Below are 24522 nucleotides of genomic sequence, written 5' to 3'. Positions count from 1 at the left end.
TAGTTGGTCTTATTAGGAACAATCATTAATACACTGCTAATTGCAGTGGGAGCTGTAATTGGAAGGTTCTTACAAGGGATACCCGATAAAATGAAAGAAACAGTGATGCAAGTAATTGGGCTTGCTGTTACAGTACTCGGCATCCAGATGGGGATTACAAGTAACAATTTTATTGTAGTCATTGTTAGCCTTGTGATAGGGACCGTTATTGGGGAATGGATTGATTTAGATTTACAGTTAAATCGAATTGGGAAATGGTTAGAATATAAAATCGGAAATAAGGGCGAACATGGCGATATCGCCCAAGGTTTTATCACAAGTACATTAATTTTTGTTATTGGTTCGATGGCTATTATTGGTGCACTTGATAGTGGTTTACGGAATGACCATTCTGTATTAATTACTAAAGGAATCATTGATGGATTTACTGCCATATTTTTAGCATCAACCTTAGGCATTGGTGTTCTATTAAGTGCAGTTTCAGTGTTTTTATATCAGGGATTGATTGCGTTGTTTGCAGGACAAATTAGTAGTATTGTGCCAGTTGCATTACTAGATACATTTGTTCAACAATTGACTGCAACAGGTGGTGCCATGATTATTGCCATTGGTTTAAATATGATGGGCCTTACGAAAATCCGCGTAGCGAATATACTACCAGCTATTTTAGTAGTTGCGATTGTAGTTACGATCATGCATATTTTTTAAAGAATGGCGATGCCAAGCCAGGTATAGTGCACGGGCGATACGATTACTCATTTCATAAGTGACATTTAATCTTGTTGTTTGTAAAATAGTATGTTCCATAAAGCCACCAAAATTGACGATTCCCTTAATTGAGACGTCTCCAATTGGTGGTAATTCTTTTTTTACAGCTTTTCCTGGTAAAAGAGGACCTGTTTGAAAAAGAATTTCCCCTATACGTTGTTGTTCACCTAGACATGCATCAATAGCAACAACAAATGGAGGAATAGATTGTCCCAGAAGAGATTCTGTTGTTTCCTTTAAATTTAAGGCGTGTAGCGGTTGATCTAAGGAACCAATGATCTTATAAGGAAATGAAATATAGTTTGATAGTAAACTACCAGTTAAAGGCCCTAATGCATCACCTGTTGAACGATCCGAACCAATACAACAAAACACAAGATTTTCATGTTGAAATGGTATATGCTCTAATAAGAAAGAACTTAAACGCCAGATGGCACCTGAATCCTGATAATGTAATGCGTATGAGAATGCCGAATTAGAAATAGGAAGTGTCATAGAAAGTCTCACTTTCTTCTTTTTCTGCAGTATACGTATGATTGAAAATTTTTATGCAAGAGGAGCAATAAAAGTGACATTAGAGACCATGTATAATAAGTTGATAAATTATTTAAATGATGAAGAGCTGTGGACTAGTATAGGGATAGCGACAATGAAGATTATTGCTATCTGGCTATTATCAATGGTTGTTGTTCGTGTAGCGAAGATAGCGATTAAGAAGTTCTTTCAAATTCGAATGACTGGGCCAATTGCTTTGCAACCAGCTTCAGAACGCCGTCATCTAACGATTCTACGACTATTACAAAGTGTTATTTCCTACACAGTCTACTTTTCAGCAATCATTGCTATTTTATCTGTAATGGGTATTAAAGTGGCTGGTTTATTAGCAGGTGCTGGTATCGTCGGCTTAGCTGTCGGGTTTGGTGCACAAAGCTTAGTGAAAGATGTTATCACTGGTTTCTTCATTATTTTCGAAGATCAATTTGGTGTAGGTGATTTCATTAAAATTACTTCTACTGAAGGTACAGTTCTTGAAATTGGTCTACGTACAACGAAGATAAAAGGGGCATCTGGAGAGATTAATATCATCCCAAATGGCTTAATCACAGAAGTAGTCAACTATTCTATTAATAACTCAATAGCCATTGTGGATGTAAGTGTAGCTTATAGTTCCGATATTACTAAAGCTGAAAAGTTAATAGAGCAATATTTAAAAACTTTACCGTCTACTCGCGAAGAAATTGTTTCAGAACCAACATTACTTGGTGTGCAAAATGTGGTTGGAGCGGAAGTAACTCTACGAATTTCTGTTGAGACATTACCAATGCAACATTTTGCTGTTTCAAGAATGATTCGCCGCGATGTTAAAGATATTTTCGACCGTAATGGTATTGAAATTCCTTATCCAAAAATGATGGTTTATGAACGTAATAATAATCAAGCATTTGAAGAAGGAGAGTAGAGATGGAAGCAAAAAAATACGGACTAGGTGATATTGTCGAGATGAAAAAGCAACATCCATGCGGCACTAACGAGTGGAAGATTATCCGTTTGGGTGCAGATATTCGTATTAAATGTGAGGGATGTCAACATAGTGTAATGATTCCACGCAGAGAGTTTGATAAGAAAATGAAGAAGGTATTGGTCTTTGCAGATCCAACAGAACAATAGCGAAATTAGACTTTTTCCAAGCAAATCTCTATAATTAACAAGTTGAATAGTAAATAATTTAACTTCCTTCAGCAGAAGCCATCACCTCTATAGGTGGTGAGATGAATGCAGATATTTTCTGCTTTTAGTGAGTTTCTAGATAAACGTTGAAAGAAGTTAAAGCTTCTGGCGGATGTAACAGATTTTAAAAGGAGTGAATTGTGCAAGCACAATTCAAAATCTGGAGCAATTACGCCGAATGGTAATTGATTAGCATTTATATTTTGAAAGGTTGTGGAAAGAATGGCTTTAACAGCTGGTATCGTAGGTCTACCAAACGTTGGTAAATCAACATTATTTAACGCAATTACAAAAGCAGGTGCACTTGCAGCGAACTATCCATTCGCAACAATTGATCCCAATGTAGGGATTGTAGAAGTTCCTGACGCACGTTTAGATAAATTAACAGAATTAGTTGAACCAAAGAAAACAGTTCCTACTGCATTTGAGTTCACTGATATCGCGGGCATTGTAAAAGGTGCTAGTAAAGGTGAAGGTCTTGGTAACAAATTCTTAGCACATATTCGTGAAGTTGATGCCATTACTCAAGTAGTTCGCTGCTTTGAAGATGAAAATATTACGCACGTTGATGGCAAAGTGGATCCAATTAGTGATATTGAAGTAATTAACTTAGAACTAATTCTTGCAGACTTAGAATCAGTTGATAAACGTTACTCAAAAGTTGGAAAATTAGCTCGTCAAAAAGATAAAGAAGCAATGATTGAAGCACCAATCCTTGAAAAGATTAAGGAAGCATTTGCAGATGAAAAACCAGCTCGCGCTGTTGAATTGTCTGATGATGAGATGAAAGTCATTAAAGGATTAAATTTACTAACTATCAAGCCAATGCTATATGTAGCAAACGTTTCTGAAGAAGAAGTTGCAGATGCAGACAACAATAAATATGTACAAGCTGTTCGTGAATTTGCTGCTGCTGAAGGTGCAGAAGTAATTGTTGTTTGTGCAAAAATTGAAGAAGAAATAGCTGAATTAGATGATGAAGAAAAAGCAATGTTCTTAGAAGAACTTGGCATTGAAGAATCTGGTTTAGATCAATTAATCCGTGCTTCATACAGTTTACTTGGATTAGCTACTTATTTTACTGCAGGCGTGCAAGAAGTAAGAGCATGGACATTCCGTAAAGGTATGAAAGCTCCACAATGTGCAGGAGTTATCCACTCTGACTTCGAACGAGGTTTTATCCGTGCAGAAACTGTTTCTTATGAGGACTTAATGGAACACGGTTCTATGGCAGCAGCTAAAGAAGCAGGACGAGTACGACTTGAAGGTAAAGAGTATGTCGTAGAAGATGGCGACGTTATGTTATTCCGCTTTAATGTATAATGCTGAATAATTCAAAGGCAGCCCAATAAGATGTTGGGCTGCCTTTTTTAGTTTTTATAAACATATAATTTAGGAAGATTTGGGTCATCTCTAACCAAATATTGTTTTGGATATTTTCGAAGTTTGATATACATTATAAAATCACCAATTGCACCGGCAATTAACCATGCACCTAAAAAAATCCATAGTTTAGAATCCATCATAAAGCCAATTACAGCAGGAATTACACCTGTTAACCAAAAAGGAAGTAGCAATGCTTTTCTCATAGCTTTATTTGATAATAATTCTGTAGTTGTTGCATAAGCCACGCCGATTTTTAAATTGACGCCATATTTTAGACTGCTAAATGGCACTTTTCCAAAAAGAACAAAACCTAATAGATGACAACACTCATGTAATACTATTAGTACAATATACAGAATAATAAATAATAGGAAATTCAAAAGTACATGCGATATCGATATATGAAATGTAAAGTCATGATGGATAAAGATATTTATAAAAAAGAATGCAATCATTAAAAAGACGGTCAAAAGTAAATTTTGCCAAGCTACCTTTTGAATATCTATTTCAATAATAGCAATTGGTTCCGAGTTACTTTCCAAATAATCACCCCAATTTCAGTATAGAGAAAGAAATAAGTATTGCCTAGTGAGGTTAGTTGCTTATTATTCTATTTTATGATACAATTCGTTGATGTTAGTATTAAAAATTACTAACTCCTTGCCAATAATTTTGGCCAAAGTCCATAAGGAGGTGCTTATACAATGAAAGCATACGAATTAATGTATATTATTCGTCCAAACATCGAAGATGAAGCTAAAAAAGCTTTAGTTGAACGTTTCAACGAAATTTTAACTTCTAACGGTGCTGAAATCATCGAATCAAAAGAATGGGGCAAACGCCGCCTAGCTTACGAAATCGAAGACTTCCGCGAAGGTTTCTATGAAATCGTGAAAGTTAACGCTGATTCAAAAGCAATCGATGAATACACTCGTCTTGCAAATATCAACGAAGATATCATTCGTCATATTGCAGTTCGCGAAGAAGAAAAATAATTTTAACTAAAAAACGCAGATAAAGGAGGTTGCATTCTGATGATTAACCGTGTCGTACTAGTTGGAAGACTAACAAAAGATCCGGAACTTCGCTACACACCAAGTGGCGCAGCCGTTGCTCGTTTTACACTAGCTGTAAATAGAACGTTTTCTAACCAACAAGGTGAGAGACAAGCGGACTTCATCAATTGCGTTGTTTGGCGTAAACAGGCTGAAAATGCAGCGAACTTCTTGAAAAAAGGAAGCTTAGCAGGCGTTGAAGGCCGCATTCAAACAGGTAGTTATGAAGGACAAGATGGTAAACGTGTTTACACAACTGAAGTTGTTGCAGATAGCGTTCAGTTCTTAGAACCACGCGGAGCTGCTGGAGATCGTCCTCAACAAGGACAGCCATATGGCGGACAACCATCATTTAATGGTGGAGGTCAATCATACGGCCAAGATCCACAACAAGGCAACTATCAACAACCATCTTATCAACAGAATCAATCACCTAGTCAGCAGAATTATACACGTGTAGATGAAGATCCATTTGCACCAGTTAGTAATGGTGGGGGAAAAGTCGACGTTACAGAAGACGACCTACCATTCTAAGTAAATGACTCATTACACGTCATATATTTATTATTAAATGAGGAGGGAAACTACACAATGGCACCACGTAGAGGAGGCCGCAAACGCCGTAAAGTTTGCTATTTCACTTCTAATAACATCAAAAACATCGATTATAAAGATGTTGATTTATTAAAAAAATTCATCTCTGAACGCGGAAAAATTCTTCCACGCCGTGTGACTGGTACAAGCGCTAAATACCAACGTAAACTTACATCAGCTATCAAAGTAGCTCGTGTAATGGCTTTACTACCATTCACTGCAGATGATAAATAGTCATCAATCGAAGGGATCAGCATCATGCTGGTCTCTTTTTTTAGATATGAAAGGGATTTTGTAAGGATTGGCATATGATTTAGTGCCAGTCTTTTTTATTAACATTAGACTTTTTTTCGTACCAATGAACTTACAATCATTTGATTCAATAACGGTACACTTTTTGTTCGATAACATGAAACATGGTACAATAATAAGATGAAATAATAGATTTTCTTTATGAAAAGGAAGGTTTTAAATGCCGGAAAATCAGACAAGGAGAATTACGCACGGCGCCATGATGGTTGCATTGTTTACGATATTATTAGCTATCTCTACATATGTGCCTGTGGTAAGTATTGTGACAATCTGGTTTATCTCTTTACCAATAGCTTGGTATAGCGCAAAATACAGTCGTAGTTCATCGATATTCGTTGTAATCGTTAGTATCGTTATTTCACTTTTATTTGGTGGCTTATTATCTCTGCCTATAGCAATTCTGTTTGCGATTATCGGGTTTGTTATTGGAGATGTAATACGTACAAAGAAAAGCAAAATATTCTTATTTATGTCGACAGCATTTACCGTTTTGATTTCCATTACTGTGGGGTATATCATTTCGGTTAAGTTTTTCAATATGGATATTTTGAAGCAAGCGTTAACAAGTACTCGAGAAAGTTATCAAAAATCAAATGAAATAGTAAAATCAATTACTGGTCAAGCACCAATCTCAACTGAACAGTTAAATACTATGTTTAATACAATACAAATGGTGATGCCGTCTGTAGTGACGCTATTAGTTTTTATTATGACGTTTATTGTTATTTCAGTGAATTTGCCGTTATTACGCCGTTTTGGATTAGAAATTCCAAAGTTCGCGCCATTTAGAGATTTGCGAATACCACGTGCGACTTTGTGGTATTATCTTGCCGTGTTAGCAATGACTTTATTTGTAAAGCCAGAGGCAGGAACATTTATTTATATAGTGTTATTAAATTTATCTTTTATCTTAAGTATATTATTTATGCTACAAGGTATTTCACTTATTCATTTTTACGTGTATCAGCAGGGATGGCCAAAGTGGACTTTAATTGTTGGTACAATCTTAGCTTTGCCACTAAGCTCGTTTGTCACATTACTTGGTATTGCTGATCTAGGATTTAACATCCGTGGGCTTATTAGTGGCATGACAAGAAAATAAGGAGTTGAGATTTATGGGTACTCTTTTTAGAAAACGACCAGTACGTTATCCTCTTTTAATCCTGTCATTGCTAGGAATAGCGGGCGTTGTTATATGCGTTATGTGGAATTTACCGACTGGTATCGTTTATGGTATTGTCCTTGTACTAGTATTGATTCTTGCTTGGAAAGCTGAATCTGACACATATAAAGAGACTGAGAAGCATATTGAGATGCTTTCTTACCGTTTAAAAAAGGTTGGAGAAGAAGCATTGCTAGAAATGCCAATAGGCATCGTGTTAATTGACGAGCAGTTTTTAATTGAATGGACCAATCCTTATATGCTACGTATATTAGGAACAGATTCACTGATCGGTGAGGAAATTTTCTCTTTATCAGAAGATTTATATAACCTTATTAAGCATGAGGAGTCCAATGAGCTTAATATTACGCTAAAAGACCGTAAATATCGTGCGTTTTATAAGCCAGAGGATAAATTACTATACTTCTTTGATATTACAGAACAAGTAGAAATTGAAGCACTTTACTATGATGACCGTACAGTTATTGCGATTCTTTTCGTTGATAATTATGATGAGATCACACAAGGAATGGACGACCAAAATCGTAGTCAAACCAATTCACTTGTTACTTCACTTGTTAATAATTGGGGCACAACAAATCGTATTTACTTGAAACGTATCGATTCTGACCGTTTTATCGCTGTTATGAATGAATCGATCTTACAAGAACTGGAGAAGAAAAGATTCTCAATTCTTGATGATATTCGTGAGATTACAGCGCAGCAAAATCTATCATTAACATTAAGTATTGGTGTTGGAGCTGGATCACAATCTTTACTTGAATTAGGAGAGCTTGCACAATCGAGTTTAGATCTTGTCCTTGGACGTGGTGGTGACCAAGTAGCGATTAAACAACCTAATGGAAAAGTAAAATTCTACGGTGGTAAAACAAACCCTGTCGAGAAACGCACAAGAGTACGTGCACGTGTTATTTCACATGCATTGCGTGATTTAATACAGGATAGTGACCAAATCTTTGTAATGGGCCATAAAATGCCTGATATGGATGCTATAGGTGCTGCAATTGGTGTTCGCAAAATGGCAGATATGAATGGTATTGATGGTTATGTAGTTGTAGATTTCGATAACATTGATAATAGTATTAGCCGTTTAATGCAAGTGGTGAAAGAAAAATCTGATTTATTTAATCGCTTTATCACGCCAGAAGAGGCATTAGATAAGATTACAGATAAATCATTACTGGTTATAGTTGATACACATAAACCAAGTATGACAATAGAGGAAAAGTTACTTAATAAATCGGATAAAGTCGTAGTCATCGATCACCATCGTCGTGGAGAGGAATTCGTAAAAAATCCAATGCTTGTATATATGGAGCCATATGCCTCTTCAACAGCTGAATTAGTAACTGAACTATTAGAATATCAGCCAAAAAATGATAAAATAACAATGTTAGAAGCAACAGCCTTATTAGCTGGTATTATAGTTGATACGAAAAGCTTCACATTACGTACAGGTGCAAGAACATTTGAAGCAGCATCTTATTTGCGTACAAATGGAGCGGATACCGTACTTGTACAACGTCTTTTAAAAGAGGATATTAGTACGTATATAGAACGTTCTAAAATTGTGCAAACAGCGGAATTTGTTCATAAAGGAATTGCTATTGCACGTGGAGATAGTGATAAAATATACAACTCTGTTTTAATTGCTCAAACTGCAGATATTTTATTGACGATGAAAGATATTTCAGCATCCTTCGTTGTTGCTCATCGTAATGATGGCACAATTGGTATTAGTGCAAGATCATTAGGTGAGATTAACGTACAACTTGTAATGGAGGAATTAGGCGGAGGTGGCCATTTGACAAATGCCGCTTGCCAATTAGAAATTCAAACAATTGACGAAGCAATTGAAAAGTTAAAAGTAGCAATAGATGATGTATTAGAAGGGAGCACAGAATCATGAAAGTAATATTTTTAAAAGACGTTAAAGGCCAAGGTAAAAAAGGTGAAACAAAAGAGGTCTCAGATGGCTACGCGCGTAACGTATTGTTAAAACAAAAAAGTGCAGTAGAAGCAACAGCTACAGAAATTGCAAAATTAAAGGCACAAAACAAGCGTGCTGCTGAAGATGCTGCACAAGAATTAGAAGATGCGAAAGCATTAAAAGAAACATTAGAAGGTTTAACTATAGAGTTAAAAGCAAAACCAGGTAAAGATGGTCGCTTATTCGGTTCAATCACTTCAAAACAAATCGTGGAACAATTACAAAAAGACCATGGTATTAAAATTGATAAACGAAAAATGGAATTAAAAGATGCTATTCGTACATTAGGAGTAACGAAAGTACCTGTAAAACTTCATCATGAAGTAACTGCTACATTGAAAGTACATGTTGCAGAACAAGCGTAAGGAGAGACGTTTATGAACGATCCACAATTGGACCGCGTTCCGCCTCACAACCAAGAAGCTGAACAATCTGTCATAGGTGCTATATTTCTCGAACCCCAAGCATTGATTACGGCGTCAGAAATTTTAATTCCTGAAGACTTTTACCGCTCTGCACATCAAATAATTTTCCAGACGATGTTACGTTTAAGCGATCAAGGAAAAGCAATTGATGTAATCACTGTTACTGAAGAATTGTCATCACATAATGAATTAGATGATATTGGTGGTATTTCCTACATTACTGAAATTGCCAATGCTGTTCCGACAGCAGCTAATGTTGGCTACTATGCTCAAATTGTATCGGAAAAAGCTGTGTTACGCCGTTTAATCAGAGTAGCTACAAAAATAGCAGAAGACGGTTATACGCGTGAAGATGAAGTAGATGCGTTACTTTCTGAAGCTGAGCGTAAAGTAATGGAAGTGGCGAATCGCAAAAATGCCGGTGACTTTAAGCATGTAAAGGATGTTCTTGTTGAGACATACGCCAATGTTGAACAATTACAAAATCGCAAAGGTGATATTACTGGTATTCCAACGGGGTTCCGTGATTTGGATCGTTTAACTGCAGGTTTCCAACGTGGTGACTTAATTATCGTTGCAGCTAGACCATCCGTTGGGAAAACCGCCTTTGCATTGAATGTGGCACAGGCTGTTGGAACTCAAACTACAGAGAATGTAGCAATTTTCTCGCTCGAAATGGGCGCAGAACAACTTGTCATGCGTATGCTCTGTGCAGAAGGGAATATAGATGCACAAGTTTTACGTACAGGTGCTTTAAATTCGGAAGATTGGCGTAAACTAACGATGGCAACGGGGACTTTATCTCGTGCAGGGATTTATATTGACGATGCTGCTGGTGTTCGTGTTAGTGAAATTCGTGCAAAGTGTCGTCGATTAAAACAAGAACGTGGTCTTGGTATGATTCTAATCGATTACCTACAACTTATTCAAGGTAGCGGTGGTGCAGGTGCAAATAGACAACAAGAGGTATCCGAAATTTCACGGTCACTTAAGGCATTAGCTCGGGAGTTAGAAGTTCCTGTTATTGCACTATCTCAATTATCTCGTGGCGTTGAACAACGTCAAGATAAACGTCCGATGATGAGTGACCTTCGTGAATCTGGAAGTATTGAGCAAGATGCCGATATCGTAGCATTCTTATACCGTGAAGATTACTATGATAAACAAACGGAAGATGCAAATACAATTGAAATTATTGTTGCAAAGCAACGTAATGGCCCAACAGATACTGTAAAATTGGCGTTTAAAAAAGAATTCAATAAATTTGTTAGCGTTGACTGGAGTGCTGAGGCACCAGCAGGAGGCTATTAAACAATAAAACACGAACATTGATGTCTGACGTGTATGATATGTTCGTGTTTCTTATTGCTTTTTGTTGACTATACTCGTTTTCGTTGTTACAATAAGTCTGTTTGAATCAGGACACTATGAAAGTGTCTGACGGAGGTGCTGATCATGACATCAGTTGTAGTAGTAGGAACACAATGGGGAGACGAAGGTAAAGGTAAAATTACTGACTTCCTATCTAAAAAGGCAGAGGCAATCGCTCGTTTTTCTGGTGGCGATAACGCAGGACATACAATTCAATTTGAAGGCGAAACTTATAAACTACATTTAATCCCTTCAGGTATTTTTTATAAAGAAAAAACTTCAGTAATGGGTAACGGTATGGTTATTAACCCTGAATCTTTAGTAAAAGAGCTTAAAGGTTTACAAGATCGAGGAATTGATACTTCTAACTTACGTATTTCAAACCGTGCTCAAGTTATTCTTCCTTACCATGTTTATCAAGATAAGGTAGACGAAGAATCTCGCGGAGATGCAAAAATCGGTACTACTTGTAAAGGTATCGGACCTTGCTATACAGATAAAGTTCAACGTATTGGTATCCGTATCGCGGATCTTTTAGACAAAGAAGTATTTGAAGAAAAACTTCGTAATAACTTAGAAATCAAAAATCGTTTATTCACTAAATTCTACGAAGTAGAACCTTTAAAATTCGAAGATATCTTCGAACCATTCTATGCATACGGTCAAGAAATCGCTCAATACGTAACAGATACTTCTAAGGTATTAAATGACGTTTTAGACGAAGGTGGTAAAGTATTATTTGAAGGCGCACAAGGTATTTTACTTGATGTTGACCATGGTACTTACCCATATGTAACTTCATCTAACCCAGTTGCAGGCGGTGTAGCTACAGGTGCTGGAGTAGGCCCATCTGCAGTAACACGTGTAATTGGTGTATCAAAAGCTTATACTTCTCGTGTTGGTGATGGCCCATTCCCAACTGAATTATTTGATGAAGTAGGTCATCAAATTCGTGAAGTTGGTCGTGAATATGGTACAACTACTGGCCGTCCACGTCGTGTTGGTTGGTTTGACTCAGTTGTTGTACGTCATTCTCGCCGTGTATCAGGTATCACAGATTTAGCTCTTAACTCAATTGACGTATTAACAGGTCTAGATACAGTTAAAATCTGTACTGCATATGATTACAATGGTGAAATCATCACTGAATACCCTGCAAACCTTCACATTATTGAAGGCTGCAAACCAATTTATGAAGAACTTCCTGGTTGGACTGAAGATGTTACAGGATGCAAAACGCTAGAAGAGCTACCTGAAAATGCACGTAACTATGTAAAACGTGTTAGTGAATTAACAGGTATTCGTATTGCAACATTCTCAGTAGGCCCAGACCGTGAACAAACAAATGTACTAATTGATGTTTGGGAAGAAGCTTAATCAGACTATATTTTGAAGGGCAGTTAGCGAAAGCTAGCTGTTCTTCTTTTTTGTGCATCAATGTATAATAAAGGGTAAAATGGATAATGGAGGGGAAAATTGAGACGAACAGTATTTTATAGTGCACTTACTGTAATTATTGCGAGCTTTTTTCTTAATAATTGTTATGCAAATAACAAAAAGATTGGCATGCCAATTGTAATACCATCTTATATTTCAACTTTAGCCGATGATAATTTGCAGTTTACATTGTACTATGTAACGGATCATGATGATAAACGTACAGTTCAGGTGATAACATTTGGAGATACTTATATATGGGGAGAAGGGGATACCAGTGGCTTTTTTGAAGAAGATTCATCGAAATTACATACGATTGATACTTTCAAATATCAAAGATTAAATAGAGCGATCTTTGATATATCTGCAGAGGAAGTAGCGGATATTTATAAAAAGGGAATAATAGCAGAGGATATTCAAGTTGTATTATCAGATAATACTAGGATACCAGCTAATATAAAACATTTTGAAATTTTGAAGACAAAAAAGAAAGAAAAGCTATCATTTATATCAACTGGGGGTTCCTCTGATGGGACTGGATATACAAAGTTTAAGGCAAAACAGAATGTGAAGCTTACACAAATGAATATACCAGAAGAGCTAAAGACGTATTATGAGGTGCAAGTAGTGAAGTCCAATCAAAAGGTAGATTTACCAATTAAGCTAAGTAAAATGGAAACGTTAAGTATTAATACAAAGGTAAAAAGAAATATACCCTTTAGTTATGATGCCACCATTCCTCTAATATCAAATGAAGAAGTGATTGGATTTATCTCTTTACTAAATAATCCAACTATCTCGGAGAAGGATATAGAAAATTTAGTAAAGGAGTACGGTCGATGAATAAAGGATTTCACCATCTATTTATTGGTTTTTTGTTCATTCTCTTGGACATTCGTTTCTTTATTGATGTCTTGCCAGATTCACTTGGCTATTTTTTTATAAGCAAGGGAATTACAGAAATCGCACAATCACATAAGCATTATAGTAAATTATACTTTGCAACATGTTTCCTAATTATAGTAGCAATACCACTTGATTTAAATGTAGGAATTACGAGTGGTTTTTCAGATTACTTAGTGTTTACTTGGCGTGTGATTTGGGTTGTATATTTGTATTATTTATTATCGATCCTTTATTCACATTTAGTAAATGAAAATTATCTATGCTTAGCAAAATCATTAAAAAGTTTATCAAATAAAGTACCAATTATTTTACTTATATCATTATTTATTTCAACATTTCTTATGAATATTCCACATAATTGGGCAGGGAATTTGAGTATTCTCATTGTTATTGTGGAAGCGACTGTTAGCATATGGATGATTGTTGTATTTAATAAATTAAGTAAAACGAAAGAAAAGAAACAGGCAATTTTCGAGTAGCGGAAATCGCCTGTTTCTTTAGTGAATATCCTTCTTTTTAAATCGGCCACCTCTTACTTCAGCTATATTGCCGATTGCCAAGAATGCATTAGCATCTAATTCTCCGACTATCGTCGTTAATTTGGATTCTTCCAAACGTGTAATGACTGTGAAGATAACTTTTTTAGGATCACCAGTATAGGCACCTTCACCTGTTAAGTATGTTACCCCACGTCCTAAACGATCGATAATAGCTCTTCCGATTTCATCGTATTCATCGCTAATAATATAAACAGCTTTCGATTCATCTAAACCTTGAATGACGATATCAATCATTTTATAAGCAATGAAATAAGCTAAACCTGAATACATAGCTTGTTCCCAAGTAAAGACGAAGCCTGCAATAGTGAAAATAATAAGGTTAAAAAACATAATGATTTCTCCAACTGAAAACGGTAATCTCTTATTAAATAGAATAGCTAAGATTTCTGTGCCATCAAGTGAGCCACCATATCGAATGACAAGACCTACACCTATACCGAGAACAATTCCTCCAAATACTGTAGATAATAATAGGTCATTAGTAAATGGTTCTAAATGATGGAATACAATAGTGAAAGCTGATAAGGTTGTAATTCCAAGAGCAGTTGATAAGGCAAAGGTTTTACCAATTTGCTTATAACCGAGGAAAATAAATGGAATGTTTAAGAGGAAAATAAATATCCCAAGAGGTAAATCTGTTAGATGAGAAATGATAATGGAGATACCAACGATTCCGCCATCTAAAACTCTGTTAGGAACTAAAAATAGCTCAAGGCCAATTGCCATAATACAGGCACCAAGCATGACCATTACGATTCTTTGAAATAATTTTTTTTTGGACATCCTTTTGCGCGTTTTATTTACTTCTTTTGCCGATGAGAGTATAGTTTCCATACTCGCCCTGTTTGAATCTCTCATAAAATCCCCCAATCTTGTAATTATATTTATATTTTATCTGAAAATTCTAAAATAAAGAAGTAGAAACATGTAGTTTCCTCAAAACTAAATACTTGTTTCAAAAAATAGGAAAAAGTCTAAAATAATTTGGATGAATATGAAATTAATAATATGTTTATTAGTAAAAATATGAACCTTTTTTACCTCTACAATGGGAAATTCTACGCGTTTACTTTATGTTAAACTTAGATATGCATTCTTTTTCCTGTCGATTAATGGCGAATTATTGCCCAGGAAATGCGAACCTTTAGAAATAGCGAAAGATGCGAATAACATGAAAGCATGGTAGAGTTAGTATATAGAAATTTACCATCTAACAGTAAAGAACAACCTAAACTGATCGTAAGAAAGGGGAAATAAAACTGTGGATAAAACAATTTTAGTTGTAGATGACGAAAAACCAATTGCAGATATATTACAATTTAATTTAATAAAAGAGGGCTATAAAGTATTCTGTGCCTATGATGGCGATGAAGCCTTAGAAAAGGTAGAGGAAGTTAAACCTGATTTAATGCTTTTAGATATTATGTTGCCAAAACGTGATGGTGTGGAGGTTTGCCGTGAAGTACGCAAAAAATACGACTTACCAATCATTATGTTAACAGCAAAGGATTCAGAAATTGATAAAGTACTTGGCCTTGAACTTGGCGCAGATGACTATGTGACGAAACCATTTAGTACACGTGAATTAATCGCACGTGTAAAAGCAAATATGCGTAGACATCAGACCGTTGCAACAGCTGAAGAAGTAGTAGAAGAAAATAATGATATTGTCATTGGATCTTTAGTTATTCAACCAGATGCATATCTAGTATTAAAACGTGATGAAGGAATTGAATTAACACACCGCGAATTTGAATTACTTCATTATTTAGCAAAACATATTGGTCAAGTAATGACACGAGAACATTTACTTCAAACAGTATGGGGGTACGATTATTTCGGGGATGTACGAACAGTTGACGTGACGATTCGACGTTTAAGAGAAAAAATTGAAGATAATCCAAGCCATCCAACATGGATAGTAACTCGTCGAGGTGTTGGATATTATTTAAGAAATCCTGAACAGGAGTAAAGAATAATGCAAAAGGTTCGTTTTTTTAAATCGGTACAGGTCAAAGTTGTACTGATTTATGTGCTGCTCATATTAATTGCCATGCAAATTATTGGGCTATATTTTGCAAGAGGATTAGAAACAACATTAAAAGATAACTTTGAGACATCCATTAATGACCGTATAAAGCTTGTGAAATTTAGTGTGAAAGAGGAATTAATAAAAGAGCGTACAGATAAAGACCCTACGCTTGAACAAAGCTTGAAGAGCGTATTAAATGGATTATCTTCAGATGATATTAAAGAAATAAGAGTAATCGACCCACGTTACCGCATTTTAGCATCTTCCGATATGAGTAATCAGTCAATCGTCGGCCAACGTTCAATGGATAATCGACTTGTAAGCCAAGCAATAAGTACACAAGTTCCATGTAAGAAAATTGCACTTGACGATAAGACAAGAAAAAGAATATGGGTAGTCGCTACTCCTATTATGGATAACAACGGAAAAGTAATAGGGGTTGTTTATGTAAAATCTAATATTGAACGTATATTTGAACAGATGAACGAGATCAACCAGATATTAGCCGTTGGTACAGCGTTAGCATTAGCTATCACTATTATTCTTGGAATCTTCATCTCAAGAACAATTACGAAACCAATTTCAGATATGCGTAGGCAAGCACAGGCTATGGCAAAAGGTAACTTCTCTCGGAAAGTTAAAGTTTACGGTAATGACGAAATTGGACAATTAGCAATTGCTTTCAACCATCTAACAAATAGGCTGCAGGAAGCAACGTCTACTACGGAAGGTGAACGGAGAAAGCTGGCATCTGTCTTAACAAATATGACAGATGGTGTAATTGCAACAGACCGTAAAGGGAAAATTATTTTGATTAATACGCCAGCTCAAAAACTTTTAAATGGTGAGCAGAATGAGTTAATGGGAAGACCATTAGTATCTGTTTTAGGTTTAGAAGAGGAGCATACTTTTGAGGATTTAATTCATATGAAAGAATCTATTAATCTAGATTTCAGTTCTCCGGAGCGTCCTTATATTTGGCGTGCTAACTTTTCGGTTATTCAAAAGGAAACAGGCTTTGTTAATGGGTTAATTACGGTATTGCATGATATTACGGAACAAGAAAAGATTGAAATGGAACGTCGCGAATTCGTGTCAAATGTGTCACATGAATTACGTACACCACTTACGACGATGCGTAGTTATTTAGAAGCATTAGCAGATGGTGCATGGCAAAACAAAGAGCTTGCACCCCAATTTTTAAATGTTACGCAGACTGAAACAGAACGATTGATCCGTCTTGTAAGTGACTTATTACAATTATCACGTATGGATAGCAGAGAGTATGAAATTAATGCTGATATAGTAGATTTTAACAAATTCTTTAATCGTATTATTGACCGTTTTGAAATGTCAAAATCCAAAAATGTAGAATTCAAGCGTTTACTACCTACAGCCCCATGCTATGTTGAAATTGACACAGATAAGATTACGCAAGTTATTGATAACATTATCTCTAACGCTTTAAAATATTCACCAGATGGCGGTAATATTCGTTTTGGTATGACCGCAAATGATGGGATACTAACTGTAATGATTTCTGATGATGGTATGGGTATACCAAAGGAAAATGTAGAACGCATTTTTGATCGTTTCTATCGTGTAGATAGAGCGAGAGCACGTTCAATGGGCGGTACAGGCCTAGGGTTAGCTATTTCTCGGGAAATGATTTTAGCACATAACGGTAAAATATGGGCAGAAAGTGAAGAGGGAGTCGGTACAACAATCTTCTTTACATTACCATATGAAGATGATGAGGCAGGTGAGTGGGATTGAAATATATCGAACAGATAAAATCAGTCATACTCTTTGTCTTGGTGTTATTAAGTATTACATTAACATTTTCCATTTGGACCTATAAACCAAATTATGAGCTTGAGAAACCAACAAACCCTGTTGATATTTCCATAGAAAAAAAACGACAGCTTGTAAATGTTATTAACCCATATCGGATGGTATTCCATGAAGGTGGGATATGGCGTGGCACTGATCGCTATGGAGAAATGAAGAGTATTTTGCAACAGATGCAAAATTGGCAAGTAACTAATCTCGAACTAGTTAGAAAAAATGCCGATAGTACAACGATAAATGGATTAGTAGAGGGGGATAATCGCTTTACACTGTTTTTCCCTGACGAAATACCGTATAAATTATATCAAAGTGTATTACCCTCTAACGATGCCAAAGTAGCTAATATATCGTTTAATCAAATGATCGTTAGTTGGAATCAGCTTTCAAATACTGAGGAACTAACCGTATTTTTTGCAAATACAAAGAAAAAACAATTATATAAAGCCAAAATACATGTTAATAGTGTAGCGATTTTTACAAAACAAGTTATAGAACAATCGCATAACTTAGAAAGATATACTGCATTTACGCATGATATAGGAAGTACATTTTATTTACCTGCAGAAGAATCTAAAATGATGCAATATACGTATTTAATTTCTACTTCGTCTATTGATCGATTTAAAAATGCGTTATTTCCCAATCCGAAAATTGTAAAAAGCAGCGTAGATGATGCAAATGCCGAAGAAAACTATACCGATGGTGTATCTATGATGACGGTGAATAACTATCAAAAGGTATTGGATTTTGTTAATACAACAGCTTCAGATAATCCTGATTCATTAGAAGAATCAAAGTTGATATTAAATACATTTGACTTTATCAATGAACACGGCGGATGGACTGGCGATTTCCGTTATGATACGTTAGATTACCATAATAATAAGGTTATTTATCAGCTTTATAAGGAAGATTATCCTGTGTATGCAGATTCATTTGTGACATCTACTCAAATAGAAACTGTATGGGGTGACAATCGGATTGCACGTTATATACGCCCTTATTACAAATTAGTAACGGTTCCTGAAAACGCTGCATTGACAATCATGAATGGTCAAGAAGTTATAGATCAATTAAAGAAAACTAAAAATGTAGATTTTAAAGAAATTAAAGAAATTCGACCAGGTTATTACTTAAAGAAAAATGATGGTCTGAATGTTTTCATTCTTAAACCAACATGGTTCTATTTGATAAACGGTGAATGGACACCCTTATCACCTGCTACAGTAGGAGGTGGACAAGTTGGATTGGAATAAAACGAAAACCATTTTCATCATTGTATTCTCTATATTAAATGTTTTCCTTTATACGATGTATGTAAACAAATACAACGAAGATATGAAAATTGAATTTATTGGTGAGACCGATAATATTTCGAATCGTCTAAAGGAGGAAAATATTACATTTAAAGGTCAAACTGATGAAAGTGAAAATGTATCTTATATTTCAGGTAAGATCAAGCAGTTTTCACAGGATGAATTATCTCATTTACAAAATCAACATATTCAAATTCATAACGGAACAGACTTAGAATCGAAGATCATCAGTCCAACTCCCTTGACAGAAATTACAGATGAGAGTTTGACAGACTTTGTAGAGCACAATGTATATAAAGGCGGTTCCTACAAACTATGGAAAATAAACAAAGAAGAAAAAGAAGCGATTTTCTTCCAAAGTTCTGAAAACCGTATGATTTACTATAATCAAAATGCAGAGATTAAAATTCATTGGAATGATGATTTAGAAATTACTCGCTATGAACAAAAAATGTTCGATTCACTAAAAAGCTTTGGAGAAAAATATACACTAAATTCAACGGAAGCAGTTAAGGCAATTTTGGCTAACGGTTATCTGCCCGCCAATTCAACTGTCACAAAAACACAGCTTGGTTATTCTACGCTTGTACTATTAACAGAGACACAAGTATTATCACCTACATGGTATATCCACGTTGTTCTTCCTAAAGATAAAAAAGGAGAAAAGAAGGAAGTGGATTACTTCGTCAATGCAGTAGATGGTACAATTGTTGATATCGAACAAAATGCAAAAGAAACAGAATTAAAAAAGCAGTAAGGAGTCTTTACGATGCAGTTCAGTGTATTAGCCAGTGGTAGTACGGGCAACTCCATATATGTAGAGAGCGGAGAACATTCTTTTATCGTTGATGCAGGGCTGACAGGTAAAAAAATGGAGCAACTATTTGAAAAAGTTGACCGTGATATAAAAAAATTAAGTGGTATTTTAGTTACACATGAGCATTCCGATCATATTAAAGGGGTTGGTGTGCTTGCTAGGAAATATAACATCCCCGTTTTTGCGAATGAAAAGACATGGCAAGCTATGGATGGATTAGTAGGCAATATTCCTGTAGAACAACGATTTCAATTCGATATGGAAACAATTAAAACCTTTGGCTCTTTAGATATCGAATCATTTGCGGTGTCTCATGATGCTGTAGACCCGATGTTCTATAGTTTCCATGAAAATGGCCAAAAACTTGTTGTTATTACAGATACGGGTTACGTAAGTGACCGTATGAAGGGGATCATTAAAGGTGCAGATTCATTTGTCTTTGAAAGCAATCATGATGTTGGTATGTTGCAAATGGGGCGCTATCCTTGGTCTATAAAACGTCGTATTTTAAGTGATCTTGGCCATGTAAGTAACGAAGATGCAGCTGTTGCAATGAGTGAAGTGGTCGAACAAAAACCAACTCGTATATATCTTTCCCATTTGAGTAAAGATAATAATATGAAGGATTTAGCAAGAATGAGCGTTTCACAAACTTTACAGTCATGTGGTATTATGCCCGGTGAATTTGTTAACTTGTACGATACAGATGCAAATGAGCCAACGGAACTAGTCACAGTATAAAATAAATTCTCCCCCAATTTAGGGGGTTTTTTTATGCGTAAATTGGGGAAATTAAGATATGTTCACTACTCTTTTTTGTAATTTTGAACTGATTTTTAATTTATTTTCATCTAATTTTAATCTTTACAGGTTAAAGTATTAGTAACAAATCAGAGGATCTCAGAAAGGAAGAAAATAATGGGGTATTACGATAATGATGAAACAAAAAGTCGCAGAAAAGGTGGCAGCAAATCGGGTTATTTCTTTAGTGGAGTTGTTGGCGTAATCGTCGGTGCGTTACTTGTTTGGCTTTTGCTACCGTCTATGATAGGTTATTTGCCAAGTGGTTCAAATGTGAATACGGCAATAAACAAAACCGCAACGCCACAACTATCAACATCAATTAATACTGATGTAACAGATGCAGTAGAAAAAACAAAGGATGCTGTTGTAGGGATAACAAACATTCAAGAAACTCCAAATGATTTATGGAGTACGTTCCCATTCCAAGATGGTGGCAGTAGTAGTTCTTCTAATGAAAAAACTGGTAAACAAGAAGTTGGCAGTGGCTCAGGTGTCATCTATAAAAAAGTGGGAGACAAGGCATACATTGTGACAAACAATCACGTTGTTGAAGGAGCTAAACAACTTGAAGTAACATTCTCAGATGGTTCCAAAGAAGAGGCAAAACTTGTTGGGACAGATATCTGGACAGACTTAGCTGTCATTTCAATTTCAAACAAAAAGGTTAAAACCGTTGCAACATTTGGTGACTCAGATAAACTAAAACAAGGTGAATCAGTCATTGCAATTGGTAACCCACTAGGTATGGATTTCTATGGATCCGTAACAACTGGTGTTATCTCAGGAACAGACCGTACAGTTCCAGTGGATTTAAATGAGGATGGCACTGAAGATTGGCAATCAGAAGTTTTACAAACAGATGCAGCCATTAACCCAGGTAACAGTGGTGGTGCTTTAATAAACTTAGCCGGACAAGTAATCGGCATTAACTCAATGAAAATTTCTGAATCCACAGTAGAAGGGCTAGGATTTGCTATTCCAATCAATACAGCAATTCCAGTAATTGATGAATTACAACGAACTGGTAAAGTGGAAAGACCTTCAATGGGAGTTGCGCTCATTGACTTAACAGATGTTCCAGTTTATCACCAAAGAAATACGCTTAAACTACCAGGTGAAGTAACATCAGGTGTTGTTGTTAGCGAAGTTATAAAAAATTCAGCTGCTGCTAAAGCAGGATTAGAAAAATATGATGTCATTGTTGAAATGGATGGAGAAAAAATTGATAATTCAATTGACCTACGAAAAATCCTTTACAACAAAAAGCATGTAGGCGATCAAGTGAAAATCAAAGCTTATCGTGGTGGGGAAATAATTCAAAAAACAATTACATTAGCAGATAGTGCAAAAAATCATTAGTGTGGATAAATAAAATTTAAACGTAAACTATACACAAAGCGAGTAAGGAAAGAAAGCGTTGGTCTTTCCTGCTCGCTTTTCATTTGTTACAATGGGTTGTGGATAACAATTGAAGAATTGTGCATAAGTCTGTGGAAATCAAAGAGATCGAAAGGAAGAAATATTTTGAAAATATATAGCTGTGAAACACATATAGGACACGCTTTAGACATGTTTGTTGCAACTGAAAAAGAAGTCCCTATTATGGAAAAAATAAGTGAAGAAGAAAAGTTATCCACAAAATGTAGCTATTGCGACGAGCAAGCGACATATATTGTGGCGAACAAATGAGCGCACACAATATCTTGGAACAGCTTGTGGATATGTGTATAACTTATGTGGATAAGATGTTTGTAAATTTAAAATGAAGGTGGATAACCTGTGAGTATTACAATTATAAGCGTTGGGAAATTAAAAGAAAAGTACTTAAAAATGGGGATTGAAGAGTATGCTAAACGTCTTAGCGGTTATACAAAAATTGACCTCATTGAAGTTCCTGACGAAAAAGCACCCGAACAACTCAGCGAAGCAGAGATGGAAATCGTCAAAAAGAAAGAGGGTGAACGCATCCTAGCCAAAATTGCACCTGATCATTATGTCATTGCGTTAGCCATCAACGGTAAAATGCGTAGCTCCGAAGAATTATCAAAAGACCTCGAAAATCTCATGACATATGGTCACAGCAAAATTGCCTTCGTTATCGGTGGTTCACTAGGATTGCATGAGGATGTACTAAACCGTGCGGACGATAAACTATCATTTGGTAAGATGACACTACCACATCAATTGATGAAGCTTGTTTTGGTAGAGCAAATTTACCGTAGCTATCGGATTATGAAGGGTGAACCGTATCATAAGTAACTAAAAACATAAAAAGCCAAAACCTCTTTATGAATGGGTTATGGCTTTTCATGTTTATTTAAAGTCTACATTTCTCAGGAGTGGCAATGAATTATTTTTTATAATTCTATTTTCTAGCCGCTACGCTTCTCTAGATTTTTAGCAGTTTTACTTTGGTCAACATTCTTTTGGTCTTTAAAGGTACCCATGAGGAAATCATAGGCTGGGTTCGTAACACCATACCAGTAATTTTCATTTTTGAAATGATGCCATAAATGAACCTTTTTCATCCAACGCCCCCATGGAGATATTGGTCGAAGTGGGCGATGGGCGATATAATGCTTCCACTCGTAAAATAATAAAAAGAGCATGATCCCTGCAATAAATGCGTTTGTAATTACAAAACTAGATGAAAGAAAATAAAAAACAGCCCCTACTATTGCAATGTTTGGCACACTATACCATAAAGGTAGAAATAATAAATGTAATTCATTCGGATTTGTATGGTGGTCATAATGTAAGCGTTTAAGCATTTTTAACAAAAATGCATTCTTTGGTGGTTTCAGATGAAAAAGAAACCTGTGTGTAACATACTCAGCTAAGGAATATATAATCATACCCAGAATAAAAGCACCCCAAATTACGATAGAGGTTAAATGTAGAATCATAAATCCAAAGCTAATGAGGAATAGACAGCTCATGATTAATATATCAGGGTAGGAAAAATATTCTTTAAAATATTTCAATCTCATTTATCACGCCTCCAGCTTTCTTTATTTTTTTCTATCTTTCCAGAGAGCCAAGCTTTTCGCCATTGTTGTCTTAGATAACCTTTCCGCTTCCATTGCATCTCCCTTTAATGCAGCTTTTAATAAGTCCTGGTAATAGTTGAAGGACACCCCGCGATGATCTTTTACAGAAAAATATCTTTTCGCCATATCTACATAAAAGGAATCGAAGCTATTTAAAATGAGTAGAAAGATTGGATTGGCAGCAAGGCCAGCACACCTTTTTTGCAAATTCCAATCAAATGCTGCATAGCTTTCTGCACTATCTTCAAGCTGCTCTAGATTGGCAAGGAGAGCAACTACTTTAGGTTGATTAAACGTAACAGCATCACGAATATAAGTCGGAGTCAAAGAACTTCTTAATTCTAATAAGTACATGATAAATTCATCTGTAATGGTATGATGATTCTCAACAATATTAACAAGTGTCGTTAGATTCCCATTGCGCCAATAATCATTAACAATCGCAGGCATTCCTTTTCTCCCTGTTATCCATCCGCCCCTTCCTAAACGTTGAAGTGCTTCCCGAATAGTTGGACGACCAACACCAAATTCTTTTGCAAGCTCTCTTTCTGGCGGTAAAGTACTTCCTACAGAATAAGCACCAGTCAATATGGATCTAATTAATTCATTCTCAATTTTATCTGAGGAGCGTTCCTTTTCTTTCAAATCCTCGTCCCCTTTGTTTTTTGGTAATACAAATTAAAGACAGTGGTAATACCAAAAATTATATATTAAGTTTGAAATTTCTGTCAATAAGAAGGAGCGAATTTTTATAAATATAATTACCAAACAAGCCCAACATATAATACAGGAACTAGAACATGATGGAGGAGTAAAGGCCATAGGAAGAGGAGCGAGAAAAAATATATTTATTCACCTTAAAATGGGGCATAATTAGGGTTTAATTCGTTAACAATTATAGAATTAGCTGAAAAATGAGGACAAAAATAGTGAAGTT

27 protein-coding genes are annotated in these 24522 nt (G+C 35.6%); 22 read left to right on the top strand and 5 right to left on the bottom strand.

The genetic code is table 11. The annotated features are described in order from the left end of the window. Window positions 1–3: 3 nt before the first annotated feature. Entirely contained in the window at window positions 4–708 is a 705-nt protein-coding gene (locus ACIQ4I_RS19295; RefSeq protein ID WP_403099054.1) for a DUF554 domain-containing protein, read from the top strand. Here ACIQ4I_RS19295 and yyaC read toward each other — a convergent pair. Then, window positions 667–1263 (bottom strand): spore protease YyaC, encoded by a 597-nt coding sequence (gene yyaC, locus ACIQ4I_RS19290; RefSeq protein ID WP_403099052.1) that lies wholly within the window; start codon window positions 1261–1263, stop codon window positions 667–669. The genes ACIQ4I_RS19295 and yyaC overlap by 42 nt on opposite strands. A gap of 73 nt (window positions 1264–1336) precedes the next feature. Here yyaC and ACIQ4I_RS19285 point away from each other — a divergent pair, with 73 nt between their 5' ends. The 3 genes from ACIQ4I_RS19285 to ychF all read left to right on the top strand — a co-directional run bounded on the left by ACIQ4I_RS19285 (window position 1337) and on the right by ychF (window position 3819). Next, complete coding sequence (locus tag ACIQ4I_RS19285; RefSeq protein ID WP_483880689.1) at window positions 1337–2227, top strand: mechanosensitive ion channel family protein; 891 nt, start codon at window positions 1337–1339, stop codon at window positions 2225–2227. 2 nt (window positions 2228–2229) lie between these two features. After that, a complete protein-coding gene (locus ACIQ4I_RS19280) occupies window positions 2230–2436 on the top strand; it encodes a DUF951 domain-containing protein (RefSeq protein WP_403099050.1) in 207 nt (68 codons plus the stop codon). Between the two features lie 282 nt (window positions 2437–2718). Next, window positions 2719–3819 (top strand): redox-regulated ATPase YchF, encoded by a 1101-nt coding sequence (gene ychF / locus ACIQ4I_RS19275; protein ID WP_403099048.1) that lies wholly within the window; start codon window positions 2719–2721, stop codon window positions 3817–3819. A 47-nt stretch (window positions 3820–3866) separates the two neighbouring features. Here the strand turns inward: ychF and ACIQ4I_RS19270 are convergent, their stop codons facing one another. After that, the gene (locus ACIQ4I_RS19270) at window positions 3867–4424 is read right to left on the bottom strand and encodes a DUF3267 domain-containing protein (RefSeq protein WP_403099046.1); all 558 of its coding nucleotides are present in this window, start codon (window positions 4422–4424) and stop codon (window positions 3867–3869) included. A gap of 162 nt (window positions 4425–4586) precedes the next feature. On the opposite strand from ACIQ4I_RS19270, the gene rpsF reads away from it, so the two are divergent. The 10 genes from rpsF (at window position 4587) to ACIQ4I_RS19220 (ending at window position 13634) form a co-directional block, all read left to right on the top strand. After that, complete coding sequence (rpsF, locus tag ACIQ4I_RS19265) at window positions 4587–4877, top strand: 30S ribosomal protein S6 (protein WP_403099044.1); 291 nt, start codon at window positions 4587–4589, stop codon at window positions 4875–4877. Between the two features lie 39 nt (window positions 4878–4916). Next, the gene (gene ssb / locus ACIQ4I_RS19260) at window positions 4917–5471 is read left to right on the top strand and encodes a single-stranded DNA-binding protein (protein WP_403099042.1); all 555 of its coding nucleotides are present in this window, start codon (window positions 4917–4919) and stop codon (window positions 5469–5471) included. 57 nt (window positions 5472–5528) lie between these two features. Further along, a complete protein-coding gene (rpsR, locus tag ACIQ4I_RS19255) occupies window positions 5529–5765 on the top strand; it encodes a 30S ribosomal protein S18 (RefSeq protein ID WP_403099041.1) in 237 nt (78 codons plus the stop codon). A 238-nt stretch (window positions 5766–6003) separates the two neighbouring features. After that, entirely contained in the window at window positions 6004–6945 is a 942-nt protein-coding gene (locus tag ACIQ4I_RS19250) for a YybS family protein (RefSeq protein WP_403099039.1), read from the top strand. A gap of 13 nt (window positions 6946–6958) precedes the next feature. Further along, entirely contained in the window at window positions 6959–8935 is a 1977-nt protein-coding gene (locus ACIQ4I_RS19245; RefSeq protein WP_403099037.1) for a DHH family phosphoesterase, read from the top strand. Then, window positions 8932–9381: a 50S ribosomal protein L9 gene (rplI, locus tag ACIQ4I_RS19240; protein WP_403099035.1), complete on the top strand. Its 450-nt coding sequence runs from the start codon at window positions 8932–8934 to the stop codon at window positions 9379–9381. The genes ACIQ4I_RS19245 and rplI overlap by 4 nt, the downstream gene beginning before the upstream one ends. Before the next feature lie 12 nt (window positions 9382–9393). Then, complete coding sequence (gene dnaB, locus ACIQ4I_RS19235) at window positions 9394–10752, top strand: replicative DNA helicase (protein ID WP_403099032.1); 1359 nt, start codon at window positions 9394–9396, stop codon at window positions 10750–10752. Between the two features lie 144 nt (window positions 10753–10896). Continuing rightward, a complete protein-coding gene (locus tag ACIQ4I_RS19230; protein WP_403099030.1) occupies window positions 10897–12189 on the top strand; it encodes an adenylosuccinate synthase in 1293 nt (430 codons plus the stop codon). A gap of 99 nt (window positions 12190–12288) precedes the next feature. Then, window positions 12289–13092, top strand: a complete 804-nt coding sequence (locus ACIQ4I_RS19225) for a hypothetical protein (RefSeq protein WP_403099028.1) — start codon at window positions 12289–12291, stop codon at window positions 13090–13092. Then, complete coding sequence (locus tag ACIQ4I_RS19220; protein ID WP_403099025.1) at window positions 13089–13634, top strand: hypothetical protein; 546 nt, start codon at window positions 13089–13091, stop codon at window positions 13632–13634. Before ACIQ4I_RS19225 ends, ACIQ4I_RS19220 begins: the two co-directional genes overlap by 4 nt. Before the next feature lie 18 nt (window positions 13635–13652). Here the strand turns inward: ACIQ4I_RS19220 and ACIQ4I_RS19215 are convergent, their stop codons facing one another. Beyond that, window positions 13653–14498, bottom strand: coding sequence for a YitT family protein (locus ACIQ4I_RS19215; protein ID WP_403099088.1), 846 nt, complete (start codon window positions 14496–14498; stop codon window positions 13653–13655). Between the two features lie 478 nt (window positions 14499–14976). On the opposite strand from ACIQ4I_RS19215, the gene yycF reads away from it, so the two are divergent. The 8 genes from yycF to rlmH all read left to right on the top strand — a co-directional run bounded on the left by yycF (window position 14977) and on the right by rlmH (window position 22794). Next, window positions 14977–15687: a response regulator YycF gene (gene yycF, locus ACIQ4I_RS19210; protein WP_397536673.1), complete on the top strand. Its 711-nt coding sequence runs from the start codon at window positions 14977–14979 to the stop codon at window positions 15685–15687. Between the two features lie 6 nt (window positions 15688–15693). Then, window positions 15694–17523, top strand: a complete 1830-nt coding sequence (gene walK, locus ACIQ4I_RS19205; protein WP_403099023.1) for a cell wall metabolism sensor histidine kinase WalK — start codon at window positions 15694–15696, stop codon at window positions 17521–17523. After that, complete coding sequence (locus ACIQ4I_RS19200) at window positions 17514–18854, top strand: YycH family regulatory protein (protein ID WP_403099020.1); 1341 nt, start codon at window positions 17514–17516, stop codon at window positions 18852–18854. Before walK ends, ACIQ4I_RS19200 begins: the two co-directional genes overlap by 10 nt. Beyond that, the gene (locus ACIQ4I_RS19195; RefSeq protein WP_403099018.1) at window positions 18841–19671 is read left to right on the top strand and encodes a two-component system regulatory protein YycI; all 831 of its coding nucleotides are present in this window, start codon (window positions 18841–18843) and stop codon (window positions 19669–19671) included. Before ACIQ4I_RS19200 ends, ACIQ4I_RS19195 begins: the two co-directional genes overlap by 14 nt. A 12-nt stretch (window positions 19672–19683) precedes the next feature. Next, window positions 19684–20472 (top strand): MBL fold metallo-hydrolase, encoded by a 789-nt coding sequence (locus ACIQ4I_RS19190; protein ID WP_403099015.1) that lies wholly within the window; start codon window positions 19684–19686, stop codon window positions 20470–20472. 177 nt (window positions 20473–20649) lie between these two features. Then, on the top strand, window positions 20650–21894 hold the full coding sequence (locus ACIQ4I_RS19185) for a S1C family serine protease (protein WP_403099012.1): 1245 nt from the start codon (window positions 20650–20652) through the stop codon (window positions 21892–21894). Window positions 21895–22059: 165 nt separating this feature from the next. After that, window positions 22060–22224: a CxxH/CxxC protein gene (locus ACIQ4I_RS19180; protein WP_397536667.1), complete on the top strand. Its 165-nt coding sequence runs from the start codon at window positions 22060–22062 to the stop codon at window positions 22222–22224. Between the two features lie 90 nt (window positions 22225–22314). After that, a complete protein-coding gene (gene rlmH, locus ACIQ4I_RS19175) occupies window positions 22315–22794 on the top strand; it encodes a 23S rRNA (pseudouridine(1915)-N(3))-methyltransferase RlmH (RefSeq protein ID WP_403099009.1) in 480 nt (159 codons plus the stop codon). Window positions 22795–22907: 113 nt separating this feature from the next. Here the strand turns inward: rlmH and ACIQ4I_RS19170 are convergent, their stop codons facing one another. Both ACIQ4I_RS19170 and ACIQ4I_RS19165 read right to left on the bottom strand, forming a co-directional pair. Beyond that, window positions 22908–23525, bottom strand: coding sequence for a sterol desaturase family protein (locus tag ACIQ4I_RS19170; RefSeq protein WP_403099006.1), 618 nt, complete (start codon window positions 23523–23525; stop codon window positions 22908–22910). Between the two features lie 21 nt (window positions 23526–23546). After that, a complete protein-coding gene (locus tag ACIQ4I_RS19165; RefSeq protein WP_403099004.1) occupies window positions 23547–24230 on the bottom strand; it encodes a GntR family transcriptional regulator in 684 nt (227 codons plus the stop codon). Window positions 24231–24522 lie beyond the last annotated feature (292 nt).

The sequence above is a fragment of the Rummeliibacillus sp. NPDC094406 genome (genome assembly GCF_044763875.1).
GTDB lineage: Bacteria > Bacillota > Bacilli > Bacillales_A > Planococcaceae > Rummeliibacillus.
This window is presented reverse-complemented; position numbering and strand designations above follow the sequence as displayed.

Bases quoted from the DNA above. Each gene is read 5' to 3' on its own strand.
- walK (WP_403099023.1), top strand. From the start codon at position 15,694: ATGCAAAAGGTTCGTTTTTTTAAATCGGTACAGGTCAAAGTTGTACTG.
- ACIQ4I_RS19250 (WP_403099039.1), top strand. From the start codon at position 6,004: ATGCCGGAAAATCAGACAAGGAGAATTACGCACGGCGCCATGATGGTT.
- ACIQ4I_RS19220 (WP_403099025.1), top strand. From the start codon at position 13,089: ATGAATAAAGGATTTCACCATCTATTTATTGGTTTTTTGTTCATTCTC.
- ACIQ4I_RS19170 (WP_403099006.1), bottom strand. From the start codon at position 23,525: ATGAGATTGAAATATTTTAAAGAATATTTTTCCTACCCTGATATATTA.
- ACIQ4I_RS19190 (WP_403099015.1), top strand. From the start codon at position 19,684: ATGCAGTTCAGTGTATTAGCCAGTGGTAGTACGGGCAACTCCATATAT.
- dnaB (WP_403099032.1), top strand. From the start codon at position 9,394: ATGAACGATCCACAATTGGACCGCGTTCCGCCTCACAACCAAGAAGCT.
- ACIQ4I_RS19280 (WP_403099050.1), top strand. From the start codon at position 2,230: ATGGAAGCAAAAAAATACGGACTAGGTGATATTGTCGAGATGAAAAAG.
- rplI (WP_403099035.1), top strand. From the start codon at position 8,932: ATGAAAGTAATATTTTTAAAAGACGTTAAAGGCCAAGGTAAAAAAGGT.
- rpsF (WP_403099044.1), top strand. From the start codon at position 4,587: ATGAAAGCATACGAATTAATGTATATTATTCGTCCAAACATCGAAGAT.
- ACIQ4I_RS19245 (WP_403099037.1), top strand. From the start codon at position 6,959: ATGGGTACTCTTTTTAGAAAACGACCAGTACGTTATCCTCTTTTAATC.
- ACIQ4I_RS19215 (WP_403099088.1), bottom strand. From the start codon at position 14,498: ATGTCCAAAAAAAAATTATTTCAAAGAATCGTAATGGTCATGCTTGGT.
- yyaC (WP_403099052.1), bottom strand. From the start codon at position 1,263: ATGACACTTCCTATTTCTAATTCGGCATTCTCATACGCATTACATTAT.
- rpsR (WP_403099041.1), top strand. From the start codon at position 5,529: ATGGCACCACGTAGAGGAGGCCGCAAACGCCGTAAAGTTTGCTATTTC.
- ssb (WP_403099042.1), top strand. From the start codon at position 4,917: ATGATTAACCGTGTCGTACTAGTTGGAAGACTAACAAAAGATCCGGAA.
- ACIQ4I_RS19185 (WP_403099012.1), top strand. From the start codon at position 20,650: ATGGGGTATTACGATAATGATGAAACAAAAAGTCGCAGAAAAGGTGGC.
- ychF (WP_403099048.1), top strand. From the start codon at position 2,719: ATGGCTTTAACAGCTGGTATCGTAGGTCTACCAAACGTTGGTAAATCA.
- ACIQ4I_RS19230 (WP_403099030.1), top strand. From the start codon at position 10,897: ATGACATCAGTTGTAGTAGTAGGAACACAATGGGGAGACGAAGGTAAA.